23 protein-coding genes are annotated in these 23779 nt (G+C 60.0%); 9 read left to right on the top strand and 14 right to left on the bottom strand.

Annotated features, from left to right (window positions below; all coding sequences use genetic code 11):
- The first annotated feature begins 46 nt into the window (after positions 1-46).
- Positions 47-970, top strand: a complete 924-nt coding sequence (gene ubiA, locus AC0V6X_RS08150) for a 4-hydroxybenzoate octaprenyltransferase (protein WP_486184070.1) — start codon at positions 47-49, stop codon at positions 968-970.
- A complete protein-coding gene (locus tag AC0V6X_RS08145) occupies positions 970-1611 on the top strand; it encodes an SOS response-associated peptidase (RefSeq protein WP_486184069.1) in 642 nt (213 codons plus the stop codon). The genes ubiA and AC0V6X_RS08145 overlap by 1 nt, the downstream gene beginning before the upstream one ends.
- Positions 1612-1696: 85 nt before the next feature.
- Here the strand turns inward: AC0V6X_RS08145 and AC0V6X_RS08140 are convergent, their stop codons facing one another.
- A complete protein-coding gene (locus AC0V6X_RS08140; RefSeq protein ID WP_486184068.1) occupies positions 1697-2101 on the bottom strand; it encodes a VOC family protein in 405 nt (134 codons plus the stop codon).
- 187 nt (positions 2102-2288) lie between these two features.
- Between AC0V6X_RS08140 and soxR the strand changes: the two genes are divergently transcribed.
- The gene (gene soxR / locus AC0V6X_RS08135; protein ID WP_486184067.1) at positions 2289-2741 is read left to right on the top strand and encodes a redox-sensitive transcriptional activator SoxR; all 453 of its coding nucleotides are present in this window, start codon (positions 2289-2291) and stop codon (positions 2739-2741) included.
- Here soxR and AC0V6X_RS08130 read toward each other — a convergent pair.
- The 4 genes from AC0V6X_RS08130 to AC0V6X_RS08115 form a co-directional block, all read right to left on the bottom strand.
- Positions 2738-3277 carry a SixA phosphatase family protein gene (locus AC0V6X_RS08130; RefSeq protein WP_486184066.1) on the bottom strand — a complete coding sequence of 180 codons (540 nt, stop codon included), beginning with the start codon at positions 3275-3277 and terminating at the stop codon, positions 2738-2740. The two genes, soxR and AC0V6X_RS08130, sit on opposite strands and share 4 nt — an antisense overlap.
- Positions 3278-3460: 183 nt before the next feature.
- Positions 3461-4378: a sterol desaturase family protein gene (locus AC0V6X_RS08125; protein WP_486184065.1), complete on the bottom strand. Its 918-nt coding sequence runs from the start codon at positions 4376-4378 to the stop codon at positions 3461-3463.
- Positions 4379-4489: 111 nt separating this feature from the next.
- Positions 4490-5569 carry an AraC family transcriptional regulator gene (locus AC0V6X_RS08120; RefSeq protein WP_486184064.1) on the bottom strand — a complete coding sequence of 360 codons (1080 nt, stop codon included), beginning with the start codon at positions 5567-5569 and terminating at the stop codon, positions 4490-4492.
- Positions 5566-8226 (bottom strand): ATP-dependent DNA helicase, encoded by a 2661-nt coding sequence (locus tag AC0V6X_RS08115; RefSeq protein ID WP_486185541.1) that lies wholly within the window; start codon positions 8224-8226, stop codon positions 5566-5568. Before AC0V6X_RS08115 ends, AC0V6X_RS08120 begins: the two co-directional genes overlap by 4 nt.
- Positions 8227-8464: 238 nt before the next feature.
- On the opposite strand from AC0V6X_RS08115, the gene AC0V6X_RS08110 reads away from it, so the two are divergent.
- Positions 8465-8911 carry a nuclear transport factor 2 family protein gene (locus tag AC0V6X_RS08110; RefSeq protein ID WP_486184063.1) on the top strand — a complete coding sequence of 149 codons (447 nt, stop codon included), beginning with the start codon at positions 8465-8467 and terminating at the stop codon, positions 8909-8911.
- Between the two features lie 77 nt (positions 8912-8988).
- Positions 8989-10599: a lysine--tRNA ligase gene (locus AC0V6X_RS08105; protein WP_486184062.1), complete on the top strand. Its 1611-nt coding sequence runs from the start codon at positions 8989-8991 to the stop codon at positions 10597-10599.
- A 9-nt stretch (positions 10600-10608) separates the two neighbouring features.
- Here the strand turns inward: AC0V6X_RS08105 and AC0V6X_RS08100 are convergent, their stop codons facing one another.
- The 3 genes from AC0V6X_RS08100 to AC0V6X_RS08090 all read right to left on the bottom strand — a co-directional run bounded on the left by AC0V6X_RS08100 (position 10609) and on the right by AC0V6X_RS08090 (position 12029).
- A complete protein-coding gene (locus tag AC0V6X_RS08100; protein ID WP_486184061.1) occupies positions 10609-11277 on the bottom strand; it encodes a prolyl hydroxylase family protein in 669 nt (222 codons plus the stop codon).
- A gap of 111 nt (positions 11278-11388) precedes the next feature.
- Positions 11389-11754 carry an RcnB family protein gene (locus AC0V6X_RS08095; protein ID WP_486184060.1) on the bottom strand — a complete coding sequence of 122 codons (366 nt, stop codon included), beginning with the start codon at positions 11752-11754 and terminating at the stop codon, positions 11389-11391.
- Positions 11755-11897: 143 nt separating this feature from the next.
- On the bottom strand, positions 11898-12029 hold the full coding sequence (locus tag AC0V6X_RS08090; RefSeq protein ID WP_486184059.1) for a hypothetical protein: 132 nt from the start codon (positions 12027-12029) through the stop codon (positions 11898-11900).
- Here AC0V6X_RS08090 and AC0V6X_RS08085 point away from each other — a divergent pair.
- Together AC0V6X_RS08085 and AC0V6X_RS08080 are read left to right on the top strand one after the other, a co-directional pair.
- Positions 12019-12405 carry a hypothetical protein gene (locus tag AC0V6X_RS08085; RefSeq protein WP_486184058.1) on the top strand — a complete coding sequence of 129 codons (387 nt, stop codon included), beginning with the start codon at positions 12019-12021 and terminating at the stop codon, positions 12403-12405. The genes AC0V6X_RS08090 and AC0V6X_RS08085 overlap by 11 nt on opposite strands.
- 298 nt (positions 12406-12703) lie before the next feature.
- A complete protein-coding gene (locus AC0V6X_RS08080; RefSeq protein ID WP_486184057.1) occupies positions 12704-13285 on the top strand; it encodes a flavin-binding protein in 582 nt (193 codons plus the stop codon).
- On the opposite strand, the gene AC0V6X_RS08075 is transcribed toward AC0V6X_RS08080, so the two are convergent.
- From AC0V6X_RS08075 to ettA, 5 genes are all read right to left on the bottom strand, one after another.
- Complete coding sequence (locus AC0V6X_RS08075) at positions 13282-14061, bottom strand: GGDEF domain-containing protein (protein ID WP_486184056.1); 780 nt, start codon at positions 14059-14061, stop codon at positions 13282-13284. The genes AC0V6X_RS08080 and AC0V6X_RS08075 overlap by 4 nt on opposite strands.
- A 369-nt stretch (positions 14062-14430) precedes the next feature.
- Entirely contained in the window at positions 14431-14877 is a 447-nt protein-coding gene (locus AC0V6X_RS08070) for a hypothetical protein (protein WP_486184055.1), read from the bottom strand.
- 13 nt (positions 14878-14890) lie between these two features.
- The gene (locus AC0V6X_RS08065) at positions 14891-17434 is read right to left on the bottom strand and encodes an HWE histidine kinase domain-containing protein (protein ID WP_486184054.1); all 2544 of its coding nucleotides are present in this window, start codon (positions 17432-17434) and stop codon (positions 14891-14893) included.
- A 164-nt stretch (positions 17435-17598) separates the two neighbouring features.
- Positions 17599-18153 (bottom strand): hypothetical protein, encoded by a 555-nt coding sequence (locus tag AC0V6X_RS08060; protein ID WP_486184053.1) that lies wholly within the window; start codon positions 18151-18153, stop codon positions 17599-17601.
- A gap of 33 nt (positions 18154-18186) precedes the next feature.
- The gene (gene ettA / locus AC0V6X_RS08055; protein ID WP_486184052.1) at positions 18187-19860 is read right to left on the bottom strand and encodes an energy-dependent translational throttle protein EttA; all 1674 of its coding nucleotides are present in this window, start codon (positions 19858-19860) and stop codon (positions 18187-18189) included.
- 163 nt (positions 19861-20023) lie between these two features.
- On the opposite strand from ettA, the gene AC0V6X_RS08050 reads away from it, so the two are divergent.
- Positions 20024-21223 (top strand): GGDEF domain-containing protein, encoded by a 1200-nt coding sequence (locus AC0V6X_RS08050; protein ID WP_486184051.1) that lies wholly within the window; start codon positions 20024-20026, stop codon positions 21221-21223.
- A 149-nt stretch (positions 21224-21372) separates the two neighbouring features.
- Positions 21373-22593, top strand: a complete 1221-nt coding sequence (locus tag AC0V6X_RS08045) for a GGDEF domain-containing protein (protein WP_486184050.1) — start codon at positions 21373-21375, stop codon at positions 22591-22593.
- Here the strand turns inward: AC0V6X_RS08045 and AC0V6X_RS08040 are convergent.
- The gene (locus AC0V6X_RS08040; protein ID WP_486184049.1) at positions 22590-23774 is read right to left on the bottom strand and encodes a DUF1501 domain-containing protein; all 1185 of its coding nucleotides are present in this window, start codon (positions 23772-23774) and stop codon (positions 22590-22592) included. The two genes, AC0V6X_RS08045 and AC0V6X_RS08040, sit on opposite strands and share 4 nt — an antisense overlap.
- Positions 23775-23779: the final 5 nt, after the last annotated feature.

Genomic DNA, 23779 nt, shown 5'->3' with positions numbered 1-23779 from the left:
GGATTCCCGCCTTCGCGGGAATGACGAGGTGGGCTAATGAGCCGACATGACCGACAACGTCGTCCCCGATAGCGAGCACACCACCATCTCTGGGGCCATCGTCGCGCGCCTGCCGCAGCTTCCCCGCGATCTCGCGCAATTGGCGCGGTTTGACCGGCCGATTGGCTGGTGGCTGCTGTTCTGGCCCTGCGTCTTTGGCGTTTGGCTTGCCGGGGCGGGGCCTCAGTTCGCTTTGCTCGGCTGGCTACTGCTTGGCGCGATTGCGATGCGCGGGGCGGGCTGTGTCTATAACGACATTGTCGATGCCGATCTGGACAAGCAGGTTGAGCGAACCGCCCTGCGCCCCGTCGCAAGCGGGCGGGTGAGCAAGAAGGTGGCTTGGGGTTGGCTGTTGTTCCTCTGCCTGATCGGTTTGGTCGTGCTGCTGCAATTGCGTTGGCAAGCCCAGATTGTCGCGCTCGCCAGCCTCGCTCTGGTCGCGGCCTATCCGTTTATGAAGCGCATCACCTGGTGGCCGCAGGCGTGGCTGGGGATGGTGTTTAACTGGGGCGTGCTGGTTGGTTGGACGCAGCTGAGGTTCGACAATTGGGAGGTGCTTGCCGCGCTCTATGCGGGCTGCATCTGCTGGGTCATCGGATACGATACGATCTACGCGCTGCAGGATCGTGAGGACGATGCGCTGGTTGGGATCAAAAGCTCGGCGCTGCGCATGGGCAAACGCGTGCAGGCGGGCGTTGCAGGCTTCTATGCTGCAACGATTGGCTTGTGGGCCCTAGCGATCTGGATGTTCCGTCCGGACATTTTTGCGCTGTTGGCGTTGCTTCCGGTGGCGCTCCATCTGGTGTGGCAGGTTGCGACGCTTGATCCGTCTGATCCCGACAATCCGCTTGAGCGCTTTCGTTCGAACCGCTGGGCCGGGGCGCTGATGGCGATGGCTTGCTTCGTTGTTGGAAACGCCGGAGCGACCTGATGTGTAATCTGTACCGAATGACCAAGAATGTCGACGAGGTCGCAGGATGGTTCGACGCCATTGCCGCTCAAGGCGGGGCCAATTTCGGCGAGGAGGTCTATCCCGGCTATCCCGGACTGGTCGTTGCAGAGGGCGCGGTGCGCTCGATGAGTTGGGGCTTCCCGCTTGTCCTGAAGGGCAAGAACGGCCAGCCCTTGAAGCCGAAGCCAGTCAACAATGCGCGGACCGACAAGCTCGACGGGTTCTTCTGGAAGTATTCCTTCGAGGAGCGCCGCTGCCTGATCCCGCTTAGCGCATGGGCCGAGGCGCAAGGGGCAAAGGGTTCCAAGACCCGCACCTGGCTATCACTGCCCGATACCGAACTGTTCGCTGCGGCAGGCGTGTGGCGGCAGAGCGACGAATTCGGCGCTTGCTACTCGATGGTGATGACCGACAGCGCCGGCTCTGCGGCTGAGGACGTCCACAACCGCATGCCGGTGCTTCTCGGGCCTCAGGACTATGAAGGGTGGGTGTCAGGGTCGCCGGAGGATGCAAAGAGCCTTTGCACAGCGTGGAACGGCGACATCAGGATCGATCGCACCGACCAGGCATGGTCTCGTTCGGGGGTGCGCGGTGCTCCGGTGCAGAAGGACTTGCTCTGAGCCTCATCCTTGGGAGGTTCGAACATGGATTGCATCTTGCGCGCAGGAATGAGGGCGAACATTGGCTCGCGCGGCATGGGCTCCATCATGATGCGTCTCCGATTTTGACCCCGTCATAGGTGACGATCTCAAACTCGATCCCGTCCCAGTCGTAGAAGTAGAACCGGCGGCCCGGATCGTAATCATCGTGTCCGAACGGCTTGAGCCCGGCAGCGATGACGACCTTTTCGGCCGCGGCGAGATCATCAACGAGGAGGCCGATATGGTTGAGCGGCTGGCCTTTGGAATAGCCGCCTTTGACGGTGTCACTGGTGTACAGCGCGAGGTAGGTGCCGCCATTATTGGGCGCGCCAACATGGATCGTGTCGCCGCCCTTTTGTGCTTGTCCGCGCCAGCGCTCCTCCCATCCGCAAAGCTGCTTGAACAGCTCCGCACTGCGATCCGGGCGGGTGACGGAGAGGTTGGCGTGTTCGATCATGGCGTTTGGCATGGCGGTGTCCTTCGCGTTTCAGGGCGACGGGCGATGGAGGAAAATCGCGTTGGGCGATTGAAGAAAATCGCGTTGGGCGATGGAACAAACTCGCGTTTGCGAATCACCATCCCGTCTGACACCACTATCAATGCAACCTCAACCTAACTTGAGATCAAGCTAATTATTTGCTACACGGATGTACTTCATGAACAAACTCTCCTCAAAAGACCTCATCCCCATCGGCGAAATGGCCCGCCGCACCGGCCTGTCGGTCTCGGCAATCCGCTTTTACGAAGACAAAAAGCTGATCGAACCAGTCCGCACCAGCGGCAATCAGCGGCGTTTCCTGCGCTCCGACATCCGCCGGTTGAGTTTCATCCTGATCGCGCAGCAGCTTGGATTGAGCCTCTCCGAAATCGACGACGTTATGAGCGGGCTGCCTCACGGACGAACCCCAACCGCGCGTGATTGGCGCACAATCAGCGTGAGCATCCGCGCCCGCATCGACGCGCGGATCGCTGAACTTGAACGGACGCGTGATCGGCTCGACGGGTGTATTGGCTGTGGCTGTCTGAGCCTCAAGAAATGCGCGATCTACAATCCCGATGATCGATTGGGAGAGCAAGGGCCAGGGCCAAGGCAGGTGCTTGAAGGCTAAAGCTCTTCTGGCCCCAGCTCCGCATCAAGATCGCGCGGCCTTGTGAAGTGCGTCAGCTTGGCGCAAAACTTCTTGAGCCTCGACCAATTCTCGACATCACATGTGAGCACAGCAAAGGTCGCGGTAGGGAACTTCACCACGGCGTCGCGGAACAGCGTGTTCTCGTCTGAGGGGGAGACAAGCTCCAGCACCATTTCCTGCAAGCCCGGATTGTGCCCGGCGATCAGGATCGTCTCATCCGCATCATCGTCGCCATGCGCCGCGATGACATCCATGATCGTGTCGGGGCTGGCCAGATAAAGCTTTTCGTCAAAGGTCACCGGCATTTCGGGGATCGCGGAAGCAAGTGTCTGCTTCACCCGCGTCGCAGGGCTGGCGATCACTTTGTCCCACTCAATACCCTGGGCACGGATGTGGTCGCCAATCAGCTGAGCTCCTTGGCGTCCTCGATCATTCAGGCCGCGGTCGAAGTCTCGCTCGGCGCCATCGCCCCAATCCGACTTCGCATGTCGCAAGAGACCCAAGATTTTCGCCAAGTTTGCTGATCCCACCGCTCTAATAAGGTTCCGTGCCCTGCTGTGTAGGCGATGGCGCATGGGGCGCAAGTCTTGAATGTGAGTGCGGCAGCCTCCAAGCGCCATTCTGGGGAGAGCGCTCTAGAGACTGCCGCAGTTGACCCGTCTTGAGGATGGCAGCGGGTCAATCGGGGGTGTGGGGCCTCAAATCACGTTCGCGCCCATGGCGGTCAGCCAGCCATTGAGAGTGACAGCAGCGGCAAGCATTGCGGCCATCATCACGCTCATTCGCTCAGCAGCGCGCCGCGGGATGGAGGGTACGCGCAGCGGTTTGGCATTGGCATTGAACTCTTCAGCATAGCGCGGGTGTTCGGTGCCCATCCACTTGTCCCACCATGTGAAGTAGAACCCGAAATTGTGGCCCGAGGAGTGGTGCAGGTCGTGATGCGTGGTGGTGCTGATCCACTTGAGCACCGGCACATCCAGCCAACCTGCCGGGAAAAGCTCGTGGCCCGTATGCGCCATCACATTGCGGATGATCATGTGCCACAGGAAAAGGAACATCGCCATCGCTGCAAAGGCGATACCCAAGGCGCTTGTCACAAGCAGGAAGACGGGCACAAAAGCCGCCTCTGCCGCCGCCTCCCAGGATGAGAAGCTATAGGCAGTCCACGGCGTTGGCGTCCGTGACTTATGGTGATGAAGGTGCGTAGCCTTGAACAGACGCTTCGTATGCATCGCGCGGTGGATCCAATAGAAATAGGCATCGTGCAGCAACACTATTAGTACGAACTGCCATGCCACTGTGACGAGCGGGGCGTTGTCGATCTCCATGTGGATGACGCCCGCCTCAACGCCGATGACGGTCGCCAATGTCGTCACCCCAAACACTAGCACGGTGCGCAGCGACGACAGGATCTCGCGCGTGTAATCGGCTCGGGTTGCTGACTTCTTCTGAATGCGCCGTGCCTTTGCCCAACCTTTGAAGATGAGCAGCAGGACTGTCATCACGCCGGCTGCAATCAGGTATCGTCCAAGATCGAAATAGAAGACATTGAAGAAATGCTCGCCAACACGTTCGGTCACGTAGGCGAGAGTTGTCTGGGTGGCGGGGTCCGTCATCATCGTGTTTCCCTTCAAGCGGAAGTGATGATGCGACAATGGGGGAGGGCGCCGGACAAATCCTCTCAGCGCTGAAAAATGGCGGTCAGTTTCGCAAATGACCGCCTATTTTCAGTTTTGAACAGCCTCTGCGACCGGGGCCGCCGCGGTCTCCTCGAAAGCCAAGCGTCTGAAATCGCTGGGTGTTGTTCCGGTCTCACTGCGGAAGGCACGATTAAAGGTGGGAAGTGAGTTATATCCCAGATCCATCGCGATTGTGAGCACGGGCAGGTCCACTTCATCGCGGCTGCTGAGCTTTTCGCGTGCCTCAGAAATGCGATGGTGGTTTAGAAAGGCGCTGAAATTGCGGTATCCCATGCGCCGATTGATGAGCGCGCGTAGGCGATGTTCGGGCGTGTCCAGATGCTGAGCGAGCCGCGCTATCGTCAGACCGGATTCGCGGTAGAAGCCCTCGACCATCGCGCCGGTAAGCTTGTCGTGCAGCACTTGCTCTGCGGGCGATAGTTTGAGCGGCTCAGGCTCCTCATCAGCCTCACTCGGTGTCTGCGTTTTCGCCAGCAGTTCGGCATCGGAGCGGAACAGGGCGATGGCAGCGAAGATCATCAAGACGATAAACAACAACGAGTTGACCAACTGCGCGGCAGGAGATCGTTCTCCAATCCCGGCAACCATCTCTGCGATCTCAAAGATGAGGATTGCAGCTGCCTGCGCGGCAACAAGAAGCGGAAGCCACAATCGAATGGTGCGGCGTTGTTCGACCAGATCGTCATCCCGCTCAAAGACACCGATCCGGACGAGGTCCGCGATCAGGCCGAGTGAGACGATGTGCACGATGTAAAAACCGGCAGGCCGGGTGAAGGGCAAGAAGTTGGCCGCAAACCAGCCAATCACTATCATCGCGGCGGCCCCAAGCAGAAAACGGCGGTCCGGCGTTCGCTCAAACAGATTGCGCGCAAACAACCAGATGAAGAACGGCGTCGAAAGAGAGATCAGGTCGACCCATGGATCAAAAAAGCTCTCAGGCGCGGTGAGCGGTGTGGAATTGACGAGGTAAGCAATGGCACCAACAACCAGGCCCACTAGCGGGAGTTTTACCTCTCGGCGCACTTCGTTGGCAGCCACCAGCGCCAGAAGCATCAGCCCTGACCCAAGCGCGATCATGCGGACGAGATAGTTGAACTCCTCGATCATGGATCAAGACTTGGGATGTTTGCGCCGGAGTTTCCAGCCTTTTCAACGGAAGCGATGGCGTCTTCGCCGATCAATCCCTCGCTTACCCTGTTCAAGGCTTCATCCAAAGTGACCCGGCGTATCTGAGTGCCTTGGGGAAAGGCGCTGAGCAGGCGGGATGGGAAGGCGGCGGAGAGGACCACGAAATGGCCTGCATCATCCTTGTTCCGGATCAGTCTTCCAAAGGCCTGGGCGAGCCGTGCGCGGATGATGCGATCGTCATACTTGCCGCCGCTTTCAGAGGCTGCTCGGCGCGCCTTGTGGAGGATATCGGGGCGAGGCCAGGGCACGGCCTCCATGACCACGCAGCGTAAGCTACGCCCTGGCACGTCCACTCCATCGCGAAGGGCATCAGTGCCAAGCAAGCTCGCGCGCGGATCATCGCGAAAGATGTCGACCAGAGTGCCTGTGTCAATCGGATCTACATGCTGCGCGAACAGCGGCAGGCCCTCACGCGCCAAACGGTCCGCGATCCGCCCGTGCACGGCCCGCATCCGGCGGATTGCAGTGAACAGGCCGAGCACTCCTCCGCCTGAGGCTTCGATCAGGCGCGCATAGGCTCCGGCCAAGCCCGGAAGGTCGCCCTTCTTAACGTCGGTGACGATCAAAACTTCGGCGCGGCTCGCGTAGTCGAACGGGCTTTGCGCGGACGAAAGCAGCGGCTGCGTTTCTACATGCGCTGCGCCGGAACGGGCAATCGCGCTATCCCATGCCGCGCTCTCATCCTCGATCCGGTCGGTTAGCGTTGCGCTGGTCAGCATGACGCCGTGCGCGGGCTCCAGCACCGTGCGGGCGAAGGGCTTCATGGGGTCGAGCCAGCGGCGGTGGATCGCGACGTCAAATTCGCGCGCGTCTGAGCGGTCGACGGCGAGCCAGTCAACAAACTCCGGATCGGCAGGGCCTCCAAGCCGGTCGAGCAGAGCGGCCCACGCCGCCAGTAGATCGGTCCGCCACTGCAAGCTGAACCGGGCGCCTTCGATCCGCGCGCGCCCGGCACCATCCAGCCAGTCGGGCGGGTCCGCCATGATCGCCTCAAGCCTGCCTCCCAACCGGATCAGCGGGGTGCGGATTGCGGACAGAGCCTCGCTTGCAGCGTTGGCGGCCTCGATAACTTCACCTGGCAATCCGCTCGCCTCGGTTTCGATGCCATAGCCTGCCTCCTGACCACTCTCATCGCGGGCATAGGTGCAGGTGCGCACAGCTGCGAGCAGGCCTTCGATTGGGCCTGAGGCTTCGTTTTCGATCAGGCGTTGCAGCCAGCCTTCGCCGGGCAGGGCCTTGGCCGCTTCGCTCGCCGCTTCGATGGCTTCGCCGCCCTCTTCATCGTAGCTTGCGACATCTGCGAGGCGCGCGGAGAGCCCACGCCTGCGCCCTCGGTTCTTGCGTTCCGGGCCGACGATCCAGCGCCTGAGCTCAATCGCTTCTTGGCCCGAGAGCGTTGCGGCGAAGGTTGAGTCCGCCGCTTCGAAAACGTGGTGGCCCTCGTCAAAAATGATGCGGGTTGGGCGGGCGGCATGGTCGCGCCCGCGCGCAGCATTGACCATCACTAGAGCGTGATTCGCGATCACCAAATCGGCCTGCGCGCTGTCTCTGGCCGAGCGTTCGATGAAGCATTTGCGGTAGTGCGGGCAGCCGGCATAGACGCATTCGCCGCGCTGGTCGGTGAGCGCCGCGATCCCGCGCTTGCGGAAGAGCGTCCCGAGCCAACCAGGCAGGTCGCCGCCGATCATATCGCCATCGCGCGTGAAGCTCGCCCAGCGCGCAACCAGTTGCGCAAGGATGGCGGGGCGGCCCGCAAAGCCCCCTTGCAGCGCATCCTCCAGATTTAGGAGACACAGATAGTTCTCCCGCCCCTTGCGCACCACCACCGGCGGCGTGCCATCGCGCCGCTTCAACGGCCAGGCGCGGCGGCTCTCGGAGCGCAACTGGCGCTGGAGGTTCTTGGTGAAGGTTGAGACCCAGACCGTGCCGCCAGAGACTCCTGCCCAAAGCGAGGCGGGTGCAAGATAGCCCAGCGTCTTGCCGATCCCGGTCCCCGCCTGCGCGAGCGCCACATGCGGCTGCTCTGCCTTGTCCCGCGGCGCAAAGATGCGCGCGGCGTCAGTGGCATAGGCGCGCTGGCCCTCGCGCTTTTCTGCGCCTTCGCCGGTCAAAGCGTCGAGCTGCCCAAGCACTTGCTCAGCAGGCAATTCAACCTGACGCGGAGGCGCACGTTCACCCGCTTCCTCCCATTCCGGGAGGCGAGAGAATAGCCATTTCTCTGCACGCTCAGGCCGTTTCACATGCGGCTTCAAAACCTGCGCCCATGGCCAGCGCAGACGTTCGAGCGATTGGAGCGCGCTCCAAGACCCAGCTCGTTCAAACCATTCCGGATCCTCGCAGGCAGCCAACAACGCACCGGCAGCTTGTTGCAGGAAGGCGGGGACATGCTCATCCCCCTCTGGCTCGGGCAATTCCAAGGCCTGTGCAAGCCCGCGCGGGGTGGGCACGCAAAAGCAGGCGGGAAAGACGAAAGCAAACAGCTCCAGCAGATCGAGGCCGGAAAGGTCGGGATAGCCCAACCGGTTCGCCACCAGCGGCGCATTGAGCAACAGGACTGGAGTATCTGCCGCCGCCATGATCGCCTCACCCTTGGAAACCGCTGTTGTCTCTGCGTTCGCGGCGCGCAGCCAATTGCCGCCGTGGCTTGCGTGAAGCGCGGCAATCGGGATGGGTTGCGGGGAGGGCGCGTTAAGGATCGTCACGAGGTAAGCATGCTTTCCTGTTTACTATAAGTAAACGCGCGAGAGAAAGAACTCTGTGACAATCTACGCAACGTAGTCGGACCCGGTTTCAGACGTCGATGGAGGCTGAATCATGCGTAACAAGTTGCTTTCAACCCTCGCAGTTCCGCTGGTCGGTCTGTGCGCGGCTGCCGCGCTAACTCTGCCTGCCAGTGCAGAGGGACCCACAGTCCAGCCCGCTGCTGAGACCGTCAACGAAGCCAATTTCGCAGCGGTGCAGCGTCATGTCGACGCCTATCGTTCAGGCGATCTTGACCGTTTTGTCGACACCTTTGCCCGAGATGCTGTGGTCCGCGCGGATGGCTATGTCGCGATTGGCCACGACCAGATCCGTGCGCTTTATCAGCTTAATTTTGAGCCGGGCGCGCCCAAGCTCAAGATCCACGACAGCTATCAGCAGGACGGCATGGTTGTCCTGCATGCGGGCTATGTGATGGAAGACGGTCAGGAATGGTGCTGCTCTGTCTCCCAATATGAAGTCACGAACGGCAAGGTCAGCTTCCTGCGCACGGGCTCCTGATCGAGCGCACATATCGGTTGGACGCAAACGCTTTCGCGCTTGCAACATGGCTTTGCTTGCTTAAAGGCCAAGTCACTATGACTGACAGCACCCTCATCGACACCGCTCGCAATTCGAAAGCTTGGCCCTTCCAAGAGGCTCAGCGTCTGGCGAAACGGTTGAAGGGCAAGAAGCCAGAAGGCGAACCTGTGTTGTTCGAGACCGGTTATGGCCCCTCTGGCTTGCCGCATATCGGTACGTTCCAAGAGGTGCTGCGCACCACGCTCGTTCGCCGCGCCTATGAAGCGCTGACCGGTGAGCCGACGCGGCTTGTTGCATTCAGCGATGACATGGACGGCCTGCGCAAGGTGCCGAGCAACGTTCCCAATCAGGAATTGCTTGAGGCAAACCTGCACAAGCCACTCTCGCGCGTCCCAAACCCGTTCGACACTGAGTATGAGAGCTTTTCTGCGCACAACAATGCGATGCTGCGCGCTTTCCTCGACCAGTTTGGTTTCGACTATGAGTTCGTAAGCTCGTCGGACCGCTACAATTCGGGCGCGTTTGACGACGCCCTGCGCGGTGTGCTGACCAATTTTGACGCGATCATGGACATCATGTTGCCCACGCTCGGCAAGGAGCGTCAGCAGACCTACTCGCCCGTCATGCCGGTCAGCCCCACCACCGGGGCGGTGCTGCAAGTGCCGATTGAAGTGGTCGATGCGGCAGAGGGGCTGATCCGCTTCACTGACGAAGATGGCAGCGTGGTTGAGCAGAGCGCGCTTGGCGGCATGTCCAAGTGTCAGTGGAAGGTCGACTGGGCCATGCGCTGGGTCGCGCTTGGCGTCGACTATGAAATGTATGGCAAGGACCTCACCGATAGCGGGGTGCAGTCAGGCAAAATCGCGCGCGTGTTGGGCGGCTCCAAGCCGGAAGGCCTGATCTACGAGCTGTTCCTCGATGCCAAGGGCGAGAAAATCTCCAAGTCGAAAGGCAACGGTCTCTCGATCGAAGAGTGGCTCGACTATGGCAGCGAAGAGAGCCTGGGTTTCTACATTTTCGCGAACCCGAAGAGCGCGAAGCAACTCCACGCTGGCGTCATCCCGAAGGCCATCGACGATTACTGGCAGTTCCGCGAGCGTCTTGCTGAACAGCCGCTCGACAAACAGATGGGCAATCCTGTCTGGCACCTGTTGCGCGCCAATATGGCAGGGGCTGGTGCGGAAGCGCCGGGGGCAGGGGACTCGCTTGCGGTGCCCTATAGCCTCCTGCTCAACCTCGTCAGCGTCCTGGGGCTGGAGGCGACGCCTGAGAATCTGGCGGAGTATGTCGCAAGCTACACCGGAGAGCCGGTCACCGACCCTGCGCTCATCCGGTTGATCGAGTGTGCGGTGAATTACAATCGCGATTTCGTCGCCCCGACCTTGTCAAAGCGGGCTCCCTCGGAAAGCGAGGCTGCGGCCCTGCGCGAGCTGGACGGACAGTTGGCGGAAGTTGCTCCCGACACCAGCGCTGAGGATTTGCAGACTATGGTCTATGAAATCGGCAAGCGTGAGGAATTCGGCTTTGCGAACCTTCGCGACTGGTTCCGCGCGCTCTACGAGACGCTGCTAGGATCAGAGCAAGGTCCGCGCATGGGCAGCTTCATCGCGCTCTACGGTGTCGAGCCAACCCGCAAGCTGATCGCAGAAGCGTTGGAAAGGGCTTAACCCCCATTCCTACATCCACTTTCGGGTGCGATACCACTTGGTGATGATGTACTTGGCCCCCGACACCACAGGGGTGCCGGCATGCATCGTATCGATGTTGGGCGTGCCATCAGCCAGAGCGTTGTTCCAGATGAGCAGCACGCCAGGCTTTGGCTCGATCTTCAAACCAAGCCGGGTGAAATGGGTCTCACCGCCTTCCTCCACGTCGTTTAGGAAGGCCATGGTCGTCCAGCTGCGTTGGCCACCGCGCTGGCGCTCCCCCTCCCAGTAACTCTCGCTCTCATAAAACCAGTCATTGTGCGGCTTGAACTGTTGCCCCGGAAGGTAGCGCTGCCCCTGAATCGCTTCGCCGATTTCTGAATCCACGCCGAGCATATCGTCAATCCGCCGCCCAATCCCGCGCACAAAGCTGTCAAACGGGTCGAGGTCGCCGGAATAGGAGGTGCGAAATCCGCTTTCGTACCCAATCTCATGCAGAGCCGAGGGACGCGCCGTCTTGTCGACCATCTCGATCAAGCGCTCGCATTCGGTGGGGCTCAGAAAGTCTCCGATTGCGAAGAGCTCGGCCTTGTCGGTGTCGACCTTGTAGACGCCGGGATCACCTTCCAAACGTGCGCGCACTTTGGCGCCGAGATCGCGCAGGGCATCCTGATCAGCGGGCTTCTTGGTCTTAGGCATGAGGGAAGGTCTAGCAATCGTTCGTCGGTGTGCAAGACCTCGGGCCGGTAAAATGAAACCCCCGCCGGATCGCTCCAGCGGGGGCTTCGATTGTGGCTCCTGAGCTTGGTCTTACCAGAAGAAGTCGTGGATCACGTCGACCACTTCTCCGGTGTAGATATCGACCAGCACGACGTCGTCGTAGTAGCGCACCCAGCGATAGGGGCCGTAGACGGCGGGCAGACGATAAGCCCAGGGATCATTGATCCAATACCGGTTCGAGAAGAACAGGCTGTCGAGGTAGAAGCCAATGCTCAGCCGGTTGTAGTAGTGCCCGCGGAAAGGCGCATAATACCGGCCCAGACGGAAGATCGAGCGGTTGGCGTGGCGATGGTTGCGCCAGCGATAGCGACGATCATTGCGCCAGGCATTGCGGTTCCAGCGACGGAAGTCCCGGCGACGTTCAGCACGCCGTTCATACCGGCGACCGTCCCGCACACCGTCACGGTAGCCACGACGGTTGGCCCGATCGACCCGGCGATCATTGCGCCGGTCAAAGCGACGATCGCTCCTGCGGTCTGCGCGACGATCGGCACGCCTGTCGGCCCTGCGATCCGTCTGCCTTGCGGCCCGGTCTCGGGCTATGCGCCGTTCCTGAGCGGTGCCGAAGCGATTGCCGCGCCGCTCTGTCCGATCCCCGCGCCGTTCTGCACGAGTTGCGCCGCCACGTTCGATCCGATCAGCGCGCCGTTCAGAGCGCTGTTGAATCCCATTCGCCCGGCGGTCGCCCCGCCGCTCTACCCGATCCGCCCGGCGATCACCGCGACGTTCGACCCGATCCGCGCGCTGCTCACTGCGACGGTCGATTTGGCGAGCAGCTCTGTCGCGGCCCTGACGCTCTGCCCGGTTGGCGCGGCGGTCCCCGCGGCGTTCCACACGATCTGCGCGGGCAGCGGAGTTGCGATCAATCCGATCTGCGCGGCGCTCCGAACGTCTATCTACGCGATTGGCGCGATTGCTACCTTGTCGCTCAACGCGCTGAGCGCGACGCTCATTACGCGCCTGGCCGCGGTTGCGGTTGGCTTGTCGGTTCTGACGGTTCGCACGCCTTTCAGCGCGCCGATCCTGGCGCGATTGTTCAGCCGATGAGCTTTCTTCAAAGCTTTCAGCGGTCGCCGCCTCAGCCGCTTCGGGCGGTGCGACGAAGGCCAAAGCCAGGGCCAGAGCTGACAAAGCACTGCCCCTCAAAAACAGGGTAATATCCATGAGATGCCTCCAGTGTTGCCGCCCCACCACTTACGGCTCGATTGATACGTTTTGATACATTGGCGTTCTAGAGACGAGTCGCTGAGCGTACCCTTAACCGGGCGTTTAGGCTTAGGTTCATGTTTCTACCACCTTTTCTGAACGCCTTGACCCAGCGTCCGGAACCGCCAAAGGGCATGGGATGTTCGACACTCTCGATGACATTCGCGTAGACCTTGCCGCTCGCCTGACAAGAGCGGCCAAAGATCGCAAATCACCCATGCATGTTCCTGCAGTCATCACCAGCGATGTCGACGCGCGCGGGATGGTGCTGCGCGAATTTGACAAGCAAGCCTGGACCTTGCGCTTCCACACCGACACCCGTGCGCCCAAGGTTGCCGCGATCGAGGCTGATCCGCGCATGGCTGTCTTGCTCTATGACAAGGGCGCCAAGATCCAGATAAGGGCGCGTGGCAAAGGGCAAGTCTTGCGCGATGCTCCGGTGACCGATGAGGCTTGGAACAACGGGTCAAACTTTGCGCGCCGCTGTTATCTGGGGGACGGGCCGGGGACCTCGAGCGAGCAAGCCACGTCAGGCCTTCCAACTGAGTTCGAGGGCGTTGAGCCCAGTGACGAGCAACTCGTCCCGGCCCGCGCAAACTTTGCAGTCTTGCTGGTGGAGTTGGAGGAGCTTGATTGGCTGTATCTTGCTCATACCGGCCACGTGCGTGCGCAGTTCATCCGCGACGGTTCGGATTGGCGAGGGGACTGGGTCTCGCCCTAGGCGGCGCGGTTGGCTTTTTGCGCTGCGGAAGGCTCGTCTGGACCATCCGTCGGGGCCGGCGCGGGTAGCATTTTGACATCCTCCCATTCGCTCGCCGAGAGGATTTCCTCTTCGCCAGCCTCTTGTGCAGCCAACAACGCAGAACTTGCACGGGCATAGAGAGAAGCAGCGTCTTCGCCTTCGCGCCGTTCAGCGACACCAAAGCTTGCCGTGAGACGGATATCTTTGCCCATTCCGGGCACCGGCGTGTCGGCGAGCTGCTTGAGCAATCTTTGTGCGATGCCGCTTGCCTCTTCTTCGTTGGCGCCATGGGCGTGGATGATGATGCCGCGGGGTGAAGAGGCTCCACCGTATTCGTCCCCAACCGCTTCACGATCCGCCGCGTCGCCAGCAGGCCAAACCGCATCGGTTCGGCGCACTCCGGCGCGCATTACGCGGGCGACTTCATCGATGGCATCGCTGCGGGTTTCGGTGCCCCAGACCTGTCCCACTTGAGCAAAGTGATCGACCCGCCCGTGCAACACTGCTCCCGAGCGATGCGAAATGCGGCGGTCGAGCGGCGTCTTGCCGGAGTGGACTTTGGCACGAGTGTCGAAGCTGTTGCTTTGGAACAGACCTTCAAGCGGGTCTGCCGGTTTGCGCAAGCGAGCGCCAATACGGAAGCTGACGACAGCAATCATGGAAACAGCGAGCAGCGCGGCTGCTGCAAACATCCATGGCTGGGTCACGAATGCGCTGCCCAGCGCTTCGCCCCAATTTCCCCCATTTGCAGACATCGACATTCCCCCTGTTGAGTGCCTGATCAGGGGAATGCCCTATGGCGCGTTAAAGTCGCGTAAAGGGCGTTTGTTGAGCTGGCTCACGCCGCCTTGTTGGAGAGGCCCGTTGGTGGTGAAAACGGAGCAGCGAGTCGCAGCGTCACGATGCCCTGTTTTTCCCAGAAACCCGCCATTTCTGCCCGCTTGCACAAAATGCAAGTTGACGAAGTGCATCCGTGGCCATGGGTTTAATAAGAGCGGCGACTTCAGGAGCGTGGATTTGGTTGTGAAAGAGCCAGCAACGAAAGTAGCGGGCCTTTTCGATGTAGGAAAATCAATCTACGCTTATCCGCCTGACTGTGCCTCTAGCCCGACGCTGGGCGCGTCCTAATCCGCCCCACTCGGTTTAATTGGAGCAAGCGCTTCATCAATCGCGCCAACCAAGGCCTCTAAAGAGAAGGGCTTTCTCATCCGCACCGGCATGACATTCTGTGAGACCTGACCAAACACGTCCACGGGGAACAATTCGGTTGGACGAGATGCTGTGACGCCCATGATGAAGGGCAGGTCTAACCCTGCGTCATAGGCATGCAAGGATAGCCGAGTGCAAAACAGCATCCCGCCGCTTGACGTTGGTTTGCCGTCCTCATCCCGGAAAAAAGCGTCGATCACGATCGCGTCGGGCCACCGAAGAAGACAGGCATCAAAGCCCTGGTCAATGGTGCTGCATACGCTCACCTGGTAGCCATGCGCCTCTAAAGCCCGACTCCAATCGTGAAGCAGAACGGCATCATCGTCGATCAGAAGAACATGCTTCTTTTGCTTATCTGTCATCCTGCGCCGATGCCTAAGCTGTCAGTGCGGGCAATACGCCCATTACGGTGTCTGCTGTCAGAGGCTTCTTGAGCATCGGAATGCTCGCAAACTTTGGCGGCAGGTTGGAAAGGCTGCCGTATCCTGTGACGAAGACGAAAGGAACCCCGCGATCAGATAAGAGGTCAGCCACAGCAAAACTCATTTCATCGCGCAAATTCACATCGAGCAAGCCAAAGCTGGGAAGCGTGCGTTCGATCAAGCTGATGGCAGAGGCAACCGAAGAGGCCTTGTCGACCTCTTCAAATCCAACCCGCTGGAGTATCTTGGAATGCTCTGAGGCCAGCAGATAGCTGTCTTCGACCACCAGCGCGCGGCCATGCTCCAAGCCCTCTACCGCCGGGGCCGGACTGCTCCATTGCTCCCCTTCCGATGACAGTTTGGAATAGGCCCGCAGGAAAGGATAGACCGGAATTTTATACCGAGCGTGCAAGCCGTCTGCGGCGAAGTTGAGATCAGCGCTGCCATTGAATTCAAACGGGATCGCTTCTTTCAGCAATTCCATCCCGAACCCCTGACGGCTTGGTTCGGTGACGGCGGGACCGCCCATTTCGCGCCAATCGAACAAGAACTGGTCCCCTTCGATCTGCCAGCTGATTTCGACCCTGCCGCCTTGGACTGACAGCGACCCATGGCGGGCTGCGTTTGAGGCAAGCTCATGGATCAGCAGGGTTGCCATCGGCACAGAGTCTGGCGCCAGCAAGGCATCAGGACCCGACAAAGCCGCTTCGATCTGCGCTGCGGGCAGGATCGGCTCCAGCTCCATCACAATCAAGGCGCGCAAGGACACGCTCTCCATCTCCTCGCGCGTTAGCAGGTCGTGTGATGCGGAAAGGGAGAACAGGCGTTGTTCCAGGCTATGCGCGTATTCTTCGGCGCTGCCGCTGCTTTCACGCGCGTGGGTGGAGAGCGACTTTACCAGCGCGAGGATGTTTTTGACCCGGTGGTTCAGTTCATCAGCAAGGATGCGCAGATTGTCTTTTTGCTGCAAAATGCGACCTGCCGCGCTTTGGCTAGAGGCGCATTCTTCTTGCAGGCCAAGCGCATATTGCACATCGCTGGTCGACCATTCCTCGCTTCGGTCACCATGTTGCGCGATATATTTGGCAAAGGATTTGCGCGGTGACAGGCGGGGCTTGTTCTCCGCTTCTTCGATGTCCTTTTGCGGTAAGCCTGCCCAGGACACCTCTGATCGGATCGCTTTTCGGAAGAAGACGATGCGGGTTGCGGGGTCTTTGACCAGCGGGATTTCGAGATAGCCGGCAATCGGCTCTCCTTCAGGGCTGCTCAGAATGGCAGCAGCATCGGTTGATCCTTCCAGATCAGCAATCTTTGACGGCACGGAAAAGGCCTTATCCGCCGCGCGCGCAAATGTGTCCGGCGCGGTGCCTTGCGAATGCCAATCGGATCCAACGGCAAAGCCAAGCCCATCAAAATCGATCATTCCCTGTGCTGCCGTGGCGACGCTTTCGAGGAATTCGCGGGGTGTTTTGACGCGCGATTGCAGGCCGATGAAGTCATCGCGTATGTCGGCCACGCCCTCTCTCACCTGCGCTGCATTGGCGCGCAGCACTTGGCCAATCCCGAACGATACGATGTGGCCGATGACCTCTCCGGTATCGAGCATATCCATCCCCACGAAGCGCGGTTTGTCACAATGTGAGGAGATCAAACCCCACAAAGTGCCATCCACGACAATCGGGATCGTCATGCTGGCGGCCACCTTCATGTTGTTGAGATATTCAAGGTGGATCGGGGACGTGCCGCGCGTGACGGCAAAGGAGAGGTCGAAATCCTCAGCGCCAAGCCCTGGCGCATAGGCCATCGGCACTCCCGGATCCTTCACATTAGCGATCGTGCGGATGGGCGTGGTCGAATATAGCCTGCGGGCCTGTTTGGGGATGTCCCATTTGGGGTAACGCAGCCCCAGCAGCGGCTCCAAATGGCCAGCGCGACACTCCGCCACGACGTCTCCCGTCCCGTCCGGCATGTTGCGCAAGAACACTGTGCGATCAGGCTGAAGGATCGCATGGACGGTTTCGGTCGCCAGCGTGAAGATGTCTTCCAGCGTGTCCTGCTTCTGCATGCCACTGGTAAGCGCTGCAATCCGGGCCTGCGTCGCGCGGGAGGTTTGCGAGCTTTCGATCAGCTCAAGATAGTCATAGCGGGGCCCCGCATGGACGAAGATGTCGAGCGCGCCCTGGGAGTTCTGTGTCGCATCCCGCGTGTTGGGAGCATCAATCGTTCCCGCATATTCGCGCCGCGTGCGGATCGTCGAATAGGCAAGCTTGTTCGATATCGAATGCAGCAATTCGTGATCGAACAGGCTCTCCAGCGCCGCGCCAATGCACTCTTCGCTCGATTTCCCAACAAATTCAGCGCAATTCTGCGAGATTGCAGCGACCAGCAAATTGTCGCGATCAAATGCAATCAGACAGCCAAAGGACTGAACCAATCCCGGAACATGGATTGGTTCGTTATCACAGCTCTCTAAAGCAGCATCGTCGACAGTTTGCATGGGCCTCCCAAGTAAAACGGGCGCTGTGCGGTGGGCGTAATTCAGATCAGCTCACAAGTCTATTTAAACCGTTGAGTGTAGAATTGGGAGTGGTGCAAGTATTTTTACTAGGATAAAAGGCACTCTGCGCCGATCAGTTGCTTGCGGCTTAGATACGGGCTAGCTCAGTTCTCGTCCGACTTCCATTCGACCAGCTTTAATCCCGCCAGTTTGGAGCGCGCCTCAGCCACGTCGCGCGTTTCCAGAAATTCGATACTGCCTTGGAGCGCGCCCATATTGAGCTTTGCGTCAAGCAGTACGCAGTCGCCCGCTGCCACTTCGACCGTGTGCGAAGTGGCTGTGCTTTTGGTCTGGCTCGCCATCTGCGCGGCGATTGTATAGCTGCCCGGCTCAACCTCGGCTTTGACGAAGCGTCCCGTGCGAAACTGGGTGGTCAGATCGTCATTGATGGTGATGTTGAGCCCCTGCTGGCCCGCAACAAAACCTTTGCGCATCACATAGATCGCGGCTTTCCCGTCCGAGGTGGTGAACTGCCGCGCTTGCGCAGCGGTCGCCTCATCCGCATCAGCCCCGCCTTTGTTGCGCATGAAGACGATCACTACGAACGCGATCACAGGTATCAGTAGAAGCAGTCCCAGCATCGGGAACATGATCCCAAGGATCAGCCCGATCAGGCCGCCTCCAACCAGGATGCCGATATTGCGAGGCGTCATGTTCATGCTTGCGACTCCTTTGAGGGTGGTTTGGGGAACCTACCGAGTCAGCTTCTTATAAGCCAACCGCGTAGGCCGATCCGCTGCGTCGCCAAGACGGCGGCGTTTGTCTTCTTCATAGGCCTCGAAGTTGCCCTCGAACCACTCGACGTGGCTGTTGCCCTCGAACGCCAGGATGTGCGTTGCAAGGCGGTCCAGGAAGAAGCGGTCGTGCGAGATGACCACGGCGCAGCCGGCGAAATTCTCGATCGCGTCTTCCAGAGCGCCCAGCGTCTCGACGTCGAGGTCGTTGGTCGGCTCGTCCAGCAGCAGGACGTTGCCGCCTTGCTTCAGCATCTTGGCCATGTGGACGCGGTTGCGTTCACCGCCGGAGAGCTTGCCGACATTCTTCTGCTGGTCAGCGCCCTTGAAGTTGAACGCGCCCACGTAAGCGCGGGTCGAGGTGTCGTGGCCGTTGACCTGCATGTAATCGAGCCCGTCAGAGATTTCCTCCCAGACATTGTTCGACGGCGTCAGATCGTCGCGGCTCTGGTCGACATAGCCGAGGTGGACTGTGTCGCCGATTTCGATGCTACCGCTGTCCGGAGTCTCCTGACCGGTGATCATCTTGAACAGGGTCGACTTGCCCGCACCATTGGGGCCGATGACGCCAACAATACCGCCGGGGGGCAGCATGAAAGAGAGGTTTTCGAACAGCAGCTTGTCGCCATAGGCCTTCGTGATGTTCTTCGCCTCGATCACCTTGCCGCCAAGGCGCTCTGGCACCTGAATGACGATTTGCGCTTTGCCCGGAGCGCGTGAGCCTTGGGCTTCCTGCAGTTCTTCAAACTTGCGGATACGTGCCTTGGACTTGGTCTGGCGCGCCGATGGTGATTGCCGGATCCATTCGAGTTCGCGTGCGAGCGCTTTCTGCTTGCCTGATTCCTCGCGGCTTTCCTGCTCCAGACGCTTGGCCTTCTTCTCGAGATAGGTCGAGTAATTGCCTTCATATGGGTAGTAGGTGCCGCGATCGAGTTCGAGGATCCATTCTACAACGTTATCAAGGAAATAGCGATCGTGGGTGATCATCAGGACGGCGCCGGCATATTCCTTGAGGTGGTTCTCAAGCCACTCAACGCTTTCGGCATCCAAGTGATTGGTAGGCTCGTCCAGCAGCAGGATTGACGGCTTCTGGATCAGCAGGCGGGTAAGGGCGACTCGGCGCCTCTCACCGCCCGACAGGTTCTCAACGGAGGCATCCGAGGGCGGGCAGCGCAGGGCCTCCATCGCAATTTCAAGCTGGTTATCGAGCGTCCAGCCATCGACCGCGTCGATCTTGGTCTGAAGCTCGGCCATTTCGTCACCCAAAGCATCGAAATCGGCGTCGGGTTCGGCCATTTGCGCAGAGACGGCGTTGAAGCGCTCGACCAACTCGGCGGTTTCCTTTGCCCCTTCGCGCACGTTCTCAAGCACCGTCTTGCTCTCATCGAGCTGCGGTTCCTGCGGCAGATAGCCCACGGTGATGTTCTCACCCGGCCATGCTTCGCCTGCGAAATCGGTGTCGATCCCGGCCATGATCTTCATCAGCGTCGACTTGCCCGCGCCATTGGGGCCGACGATGCCGATCTTCGCGCCTTGATAGAATTGCAGGTTGATGTTCGAGAGCACCGGCTTTTGCGCGCCGGGGAAGCTCTTGGTCATGCCCTTCATTACGAAGGCGTATTGCGCGGCCATGGGGGTATCCTTGGGGTTAAGAGGTAAAGCTGTTTCTTGAGGGCTCAGATAGGCGGCGGCGCAGGCAAGGGCAAGCGGCCAGACGCGGCTAATCACGATGGTTGGTCGATGGATTTCCTTAACTCTCGTGAGTTAGGCCGTGCACGTTAGCCAGAGACTTTTGATGCAGAACCAGATCCTCACGGCCGTGATACCGGTGATTACGCTGCTTTTTGCAGCGGTTCTTGCTGTGCTCTGGTGGCAGGATCGCGAACGCAAATACATCCTTGCCTTTGCTTATTGGGGCTTTGCCTTTTCAGCCGGTGTCGTGCTTCAAGGCATGATCGGCTGGGGTTTGCCACCGTTCGACATTGCCATATTCCACACCAACGCGCTGATCGGTTTGATCGCGCTTATGTGGGGCGTTGCGAAGCGCGATAAGAGAGCGTTTCCGATCGTCGCGGTGATAGCGTTGACCGTTATGACGAATGCGATCCTGATGGCTGCGCGCCATTATGGCGATCAGAACCTGCTTTTGATGACACAGAATTTCTCCGTCGGACTGGTCTTTGCAATCGGCGCCCATGGCAAATGGCAAACACCGCATGAAACGCCTGGTGATCGGATGTTGCTCTGGGTCTTTCTGGCGCTCGTCGCGTACTGCTTTGTGCGCCCGGCGGTCACGATCCTTGCGCAGACCCAGATGACCATGGCGCAATATCAGGAGTCGATCTTCTCGACGGTCAATATTGTCATCTCTGCCCTGCTTGCGCTCCTCATTCTGATGTCGCTCGTCACGATGATGGTGTTCGACAAGATGCAACGCCAGCGTGATGAGGCGCGGATTGATCTGCTCACTGGTCTTCGCAATCGCCGAGCATTCGAAGGCGATGCAGCTATGCTTTTGAGCAAGGCGAACCAGACCGGCGTTCCGGTCTCCATGATTATGTGCGATATCGATCACTTCAAACGCATCAATGACAATCATGGCCACTCTGTCGGCGATGTGGTGATTTCGAATGTGAGCGGGCTGATCAGGAGCGCGATCCGCCACTCAGACCTTGCAGGCCGGGTGGGCGGTGAAGAATTCTGTATCTTGGTTTGGAATTGTGATCGCGCAACCACGGCCAAACTGGCAGAGCGCTTGCGCCATGGTGTATCCAGCACCGCAGTCGATGCCGCCAATGGATCGCTGACCATCACATGTAGTTTTGGCGTGGCCGAGCGGCGACCTCAAGAATCCCATGCGAGCCTGTACGAACGCGCGGATACGGCGCTTTACCGCGCCAAGAACAATGGCCGGAATCAGGTGATGACCGATGGATTTGACGGTCAGGTTGAAGATCGCCGCGCTCCGGTGAAGGTTGCTTCACCTTTGGCTTGATACTCTGGACCGGCGCGAAGAATGCCGTCCGAACGAACACTTGGCCGTATTGGCTCACATGTCGGAAAAATTTCCAACTCAGGGCACCATCTAAGGGTGCTGTTAACCTTCTTGACCTAACCCGCTTTCAAAGGAGCGTGTACGGGTCAATGCAGACGCAGATTCTAGGACTTTTGACACCGTTGATGGCGCTGTTGTTCGCCATCACCTTTGCGGTTTTCTGGAAGCTGGGGCGCATGAAGCGCCACGTGCTTGGCTTTGCTCTTGGCTATCTGGCGTTTGCGGTGGGCTTTCTGGCCACGCACTTCCTGCCCGGAAATGCGCTCTACACCTTCCACGTGACGCAGGTCTTCTACACGATTGGTGTGACCTTTTTCCTCGCCTCGGTTTGCGAGCGTGTGGGTCTGCGATTGCACCTTCCCACGATTGCCACGATCTATGCGATCAGCGCCGCGATGCTCGCCTTGTGTATCGCTTTCACCGATGATGCAGGGCCGCAACTGATCTTGATCAATATCGGCTATGGCGCGATGTATATGGTCGGGCTGACCACGCTTTTGAGCTCCAAACGGCGCGAGCTGACCGACAAGGCAATCATCTTCCTGATCGCGTTCTCGGCTGCTGATTTCTTCATCCGCCCTTCCTTGTCCGTCCTGTTTGAACAGACCATCCCGGCGGGCCAGTACCAGCAGTCGGTATACTATTCGATGATCGGTCTGGTGCTGGGCGTGAAGTCGATCATCGGAGCAATGATCCTGATTGCCGCGACGATTGTTGAATGGACCAACTCCTTGCGCGAAAGCAGCGAGAAAGACCCGCTCACCGGTCTGCACAACCGCGCTTCGTTTGAAGATAACATGCGCACGTTGATCCCGCGCGCTGATGCAGAGGATCGTCCGCTGAGCCTCGTCGTCGCTGACATCGACCACTTCAAACAGGTGAACGATATTTGGGGTCACCAATCGGGCGACCAAGCGATCTCCAGCTTCGGCACTTTGATCGAGGATATGGTGCGCAGCTGCGATGTCGCAGGCCGGGTTGGCGGAGAAGAGTTCTGCATCGCAGTGTGGAACTGCCCGAACGAGCCCGCCGGACGCCTCGCAGACCGTATCCGCCGCGCCTTTGCCAAGCTTGAGCATGACGGCATCAACGACGATATTCGCCTGACCGCCAGCTTTGGTGTTGCAACCCTGCGCGAGGGCGAGGATTACGACCGTCTCTTCGCGCGCGCTGATGCGGCGTTGTACGAGGCGAAATCAGCAGGCCGCAACCGCGTCGGCAATGCAGAGCGCGATATTGATGTGCCTACGCTGTTGGGCGGTGATGGGCCAGCCATTGAACCCGCCGATTTGCAGCGCGCCGCCAGTTAAGCGCGGATCAGGCCCTCTAACGCTCGGCTCTCACGCCCCGGAAATAGCTGTGCCATGACCCGCTTGGGGTCGAGCTGCATATGCTCCGCCACGCTTCCGGCGAGCACGCTTTCAAGCGAGGTTGTGGGGGCGAGATCGCGGGCTTGGAACAGGTTGGCTTCACGCAGACTCGGCCAGTCGGCAACCACTCGCCCGCCGCGCACGCTTCCGCCCATCAGCAGAGTGGCTCCTGCCGTGCCGTGATCGGTGCCGCCGGTGCCGTTGAAGCGTGCGGTGCGGCCAAACTCGGTTGCAACCACCACCAGAGTGTTCGCCCAGGCGCTGCCCATGCTGGTCCGATAGGCACCCAGCAGCGCGTCCAATTGCGTGGCGTTGCGGCGGAAGGCGCCGATCTGGCCGGCATGGGTATCCCAACCGTCAAGCGCCATCATCGCGATCCGCGCGCCATCCTCCCCGCGCATCAACGAGGCGGCAAGCTCGCCCGCCGCACGCGCATCGCGCAGGTTTCTGAGGCCATCATCGCCCGCCATCGCCTGCGTTTCCAATGCGCGGTTCCACAACATGTCGAGCTGCGGGTCGCCTTGGTAGAGCAAGCCGACTCGGTTCATGAAATCCTCTGACGCATCGGGCAGGGAGCTGGGCGCATAGCTTGACGCGGGCGCATCGCCGCGCAGGGCAAGCGGCATGGTCGGTGCAATGGCAAGAGCGCGCGGGGGAGGGGCCGTCCCAGCATCCTGCGCCATCAGCCCGACCAGCCGGTTAAGCCAGCCATCGCGCGCGGCATAAGGCTGTGCTCCGCCGGTCTCGAGCATGTTCTGCCCGTCGAAGTGCGAGCGTTCGCGGTAGCCGGTCGCGGTGGCGTGCACGAACAGCGCCTCGCCTGCATCATAGGACTTGCCGACTTCCTCGAATGCGGGGTGGATGGCAAACATCCCCTCGGCCATGCGAGCGCCGGTATATTCGGGCAGCGTCACTTCGCGCAGAGCGGCGTATCCCGGATCGCCCACAGGCGCGGCCATAGCCATTCCGTCGGCGGCTCCGCGCAGCAGTACAAAGAGGAAGTTCCGCGTCCCTGCTCCTTGGCCCGTCCCTTGCGCGAACGCCATTTGCGGCAAAGTCATCCCCGCGGTGGCGGCAAGAGACCCAGCCAGAAGAGCGCGGCGATTGAGTGAGAGTGTCATGGCGC

The sequence above is a fragment of the Erythrobacter sp. S267 genome (assembly GCF_057365045.1).
Note: the sequence above shows the minus strand (reverse complement) of the source record. Positions and strands in the feature narration are given on the sequence as shown.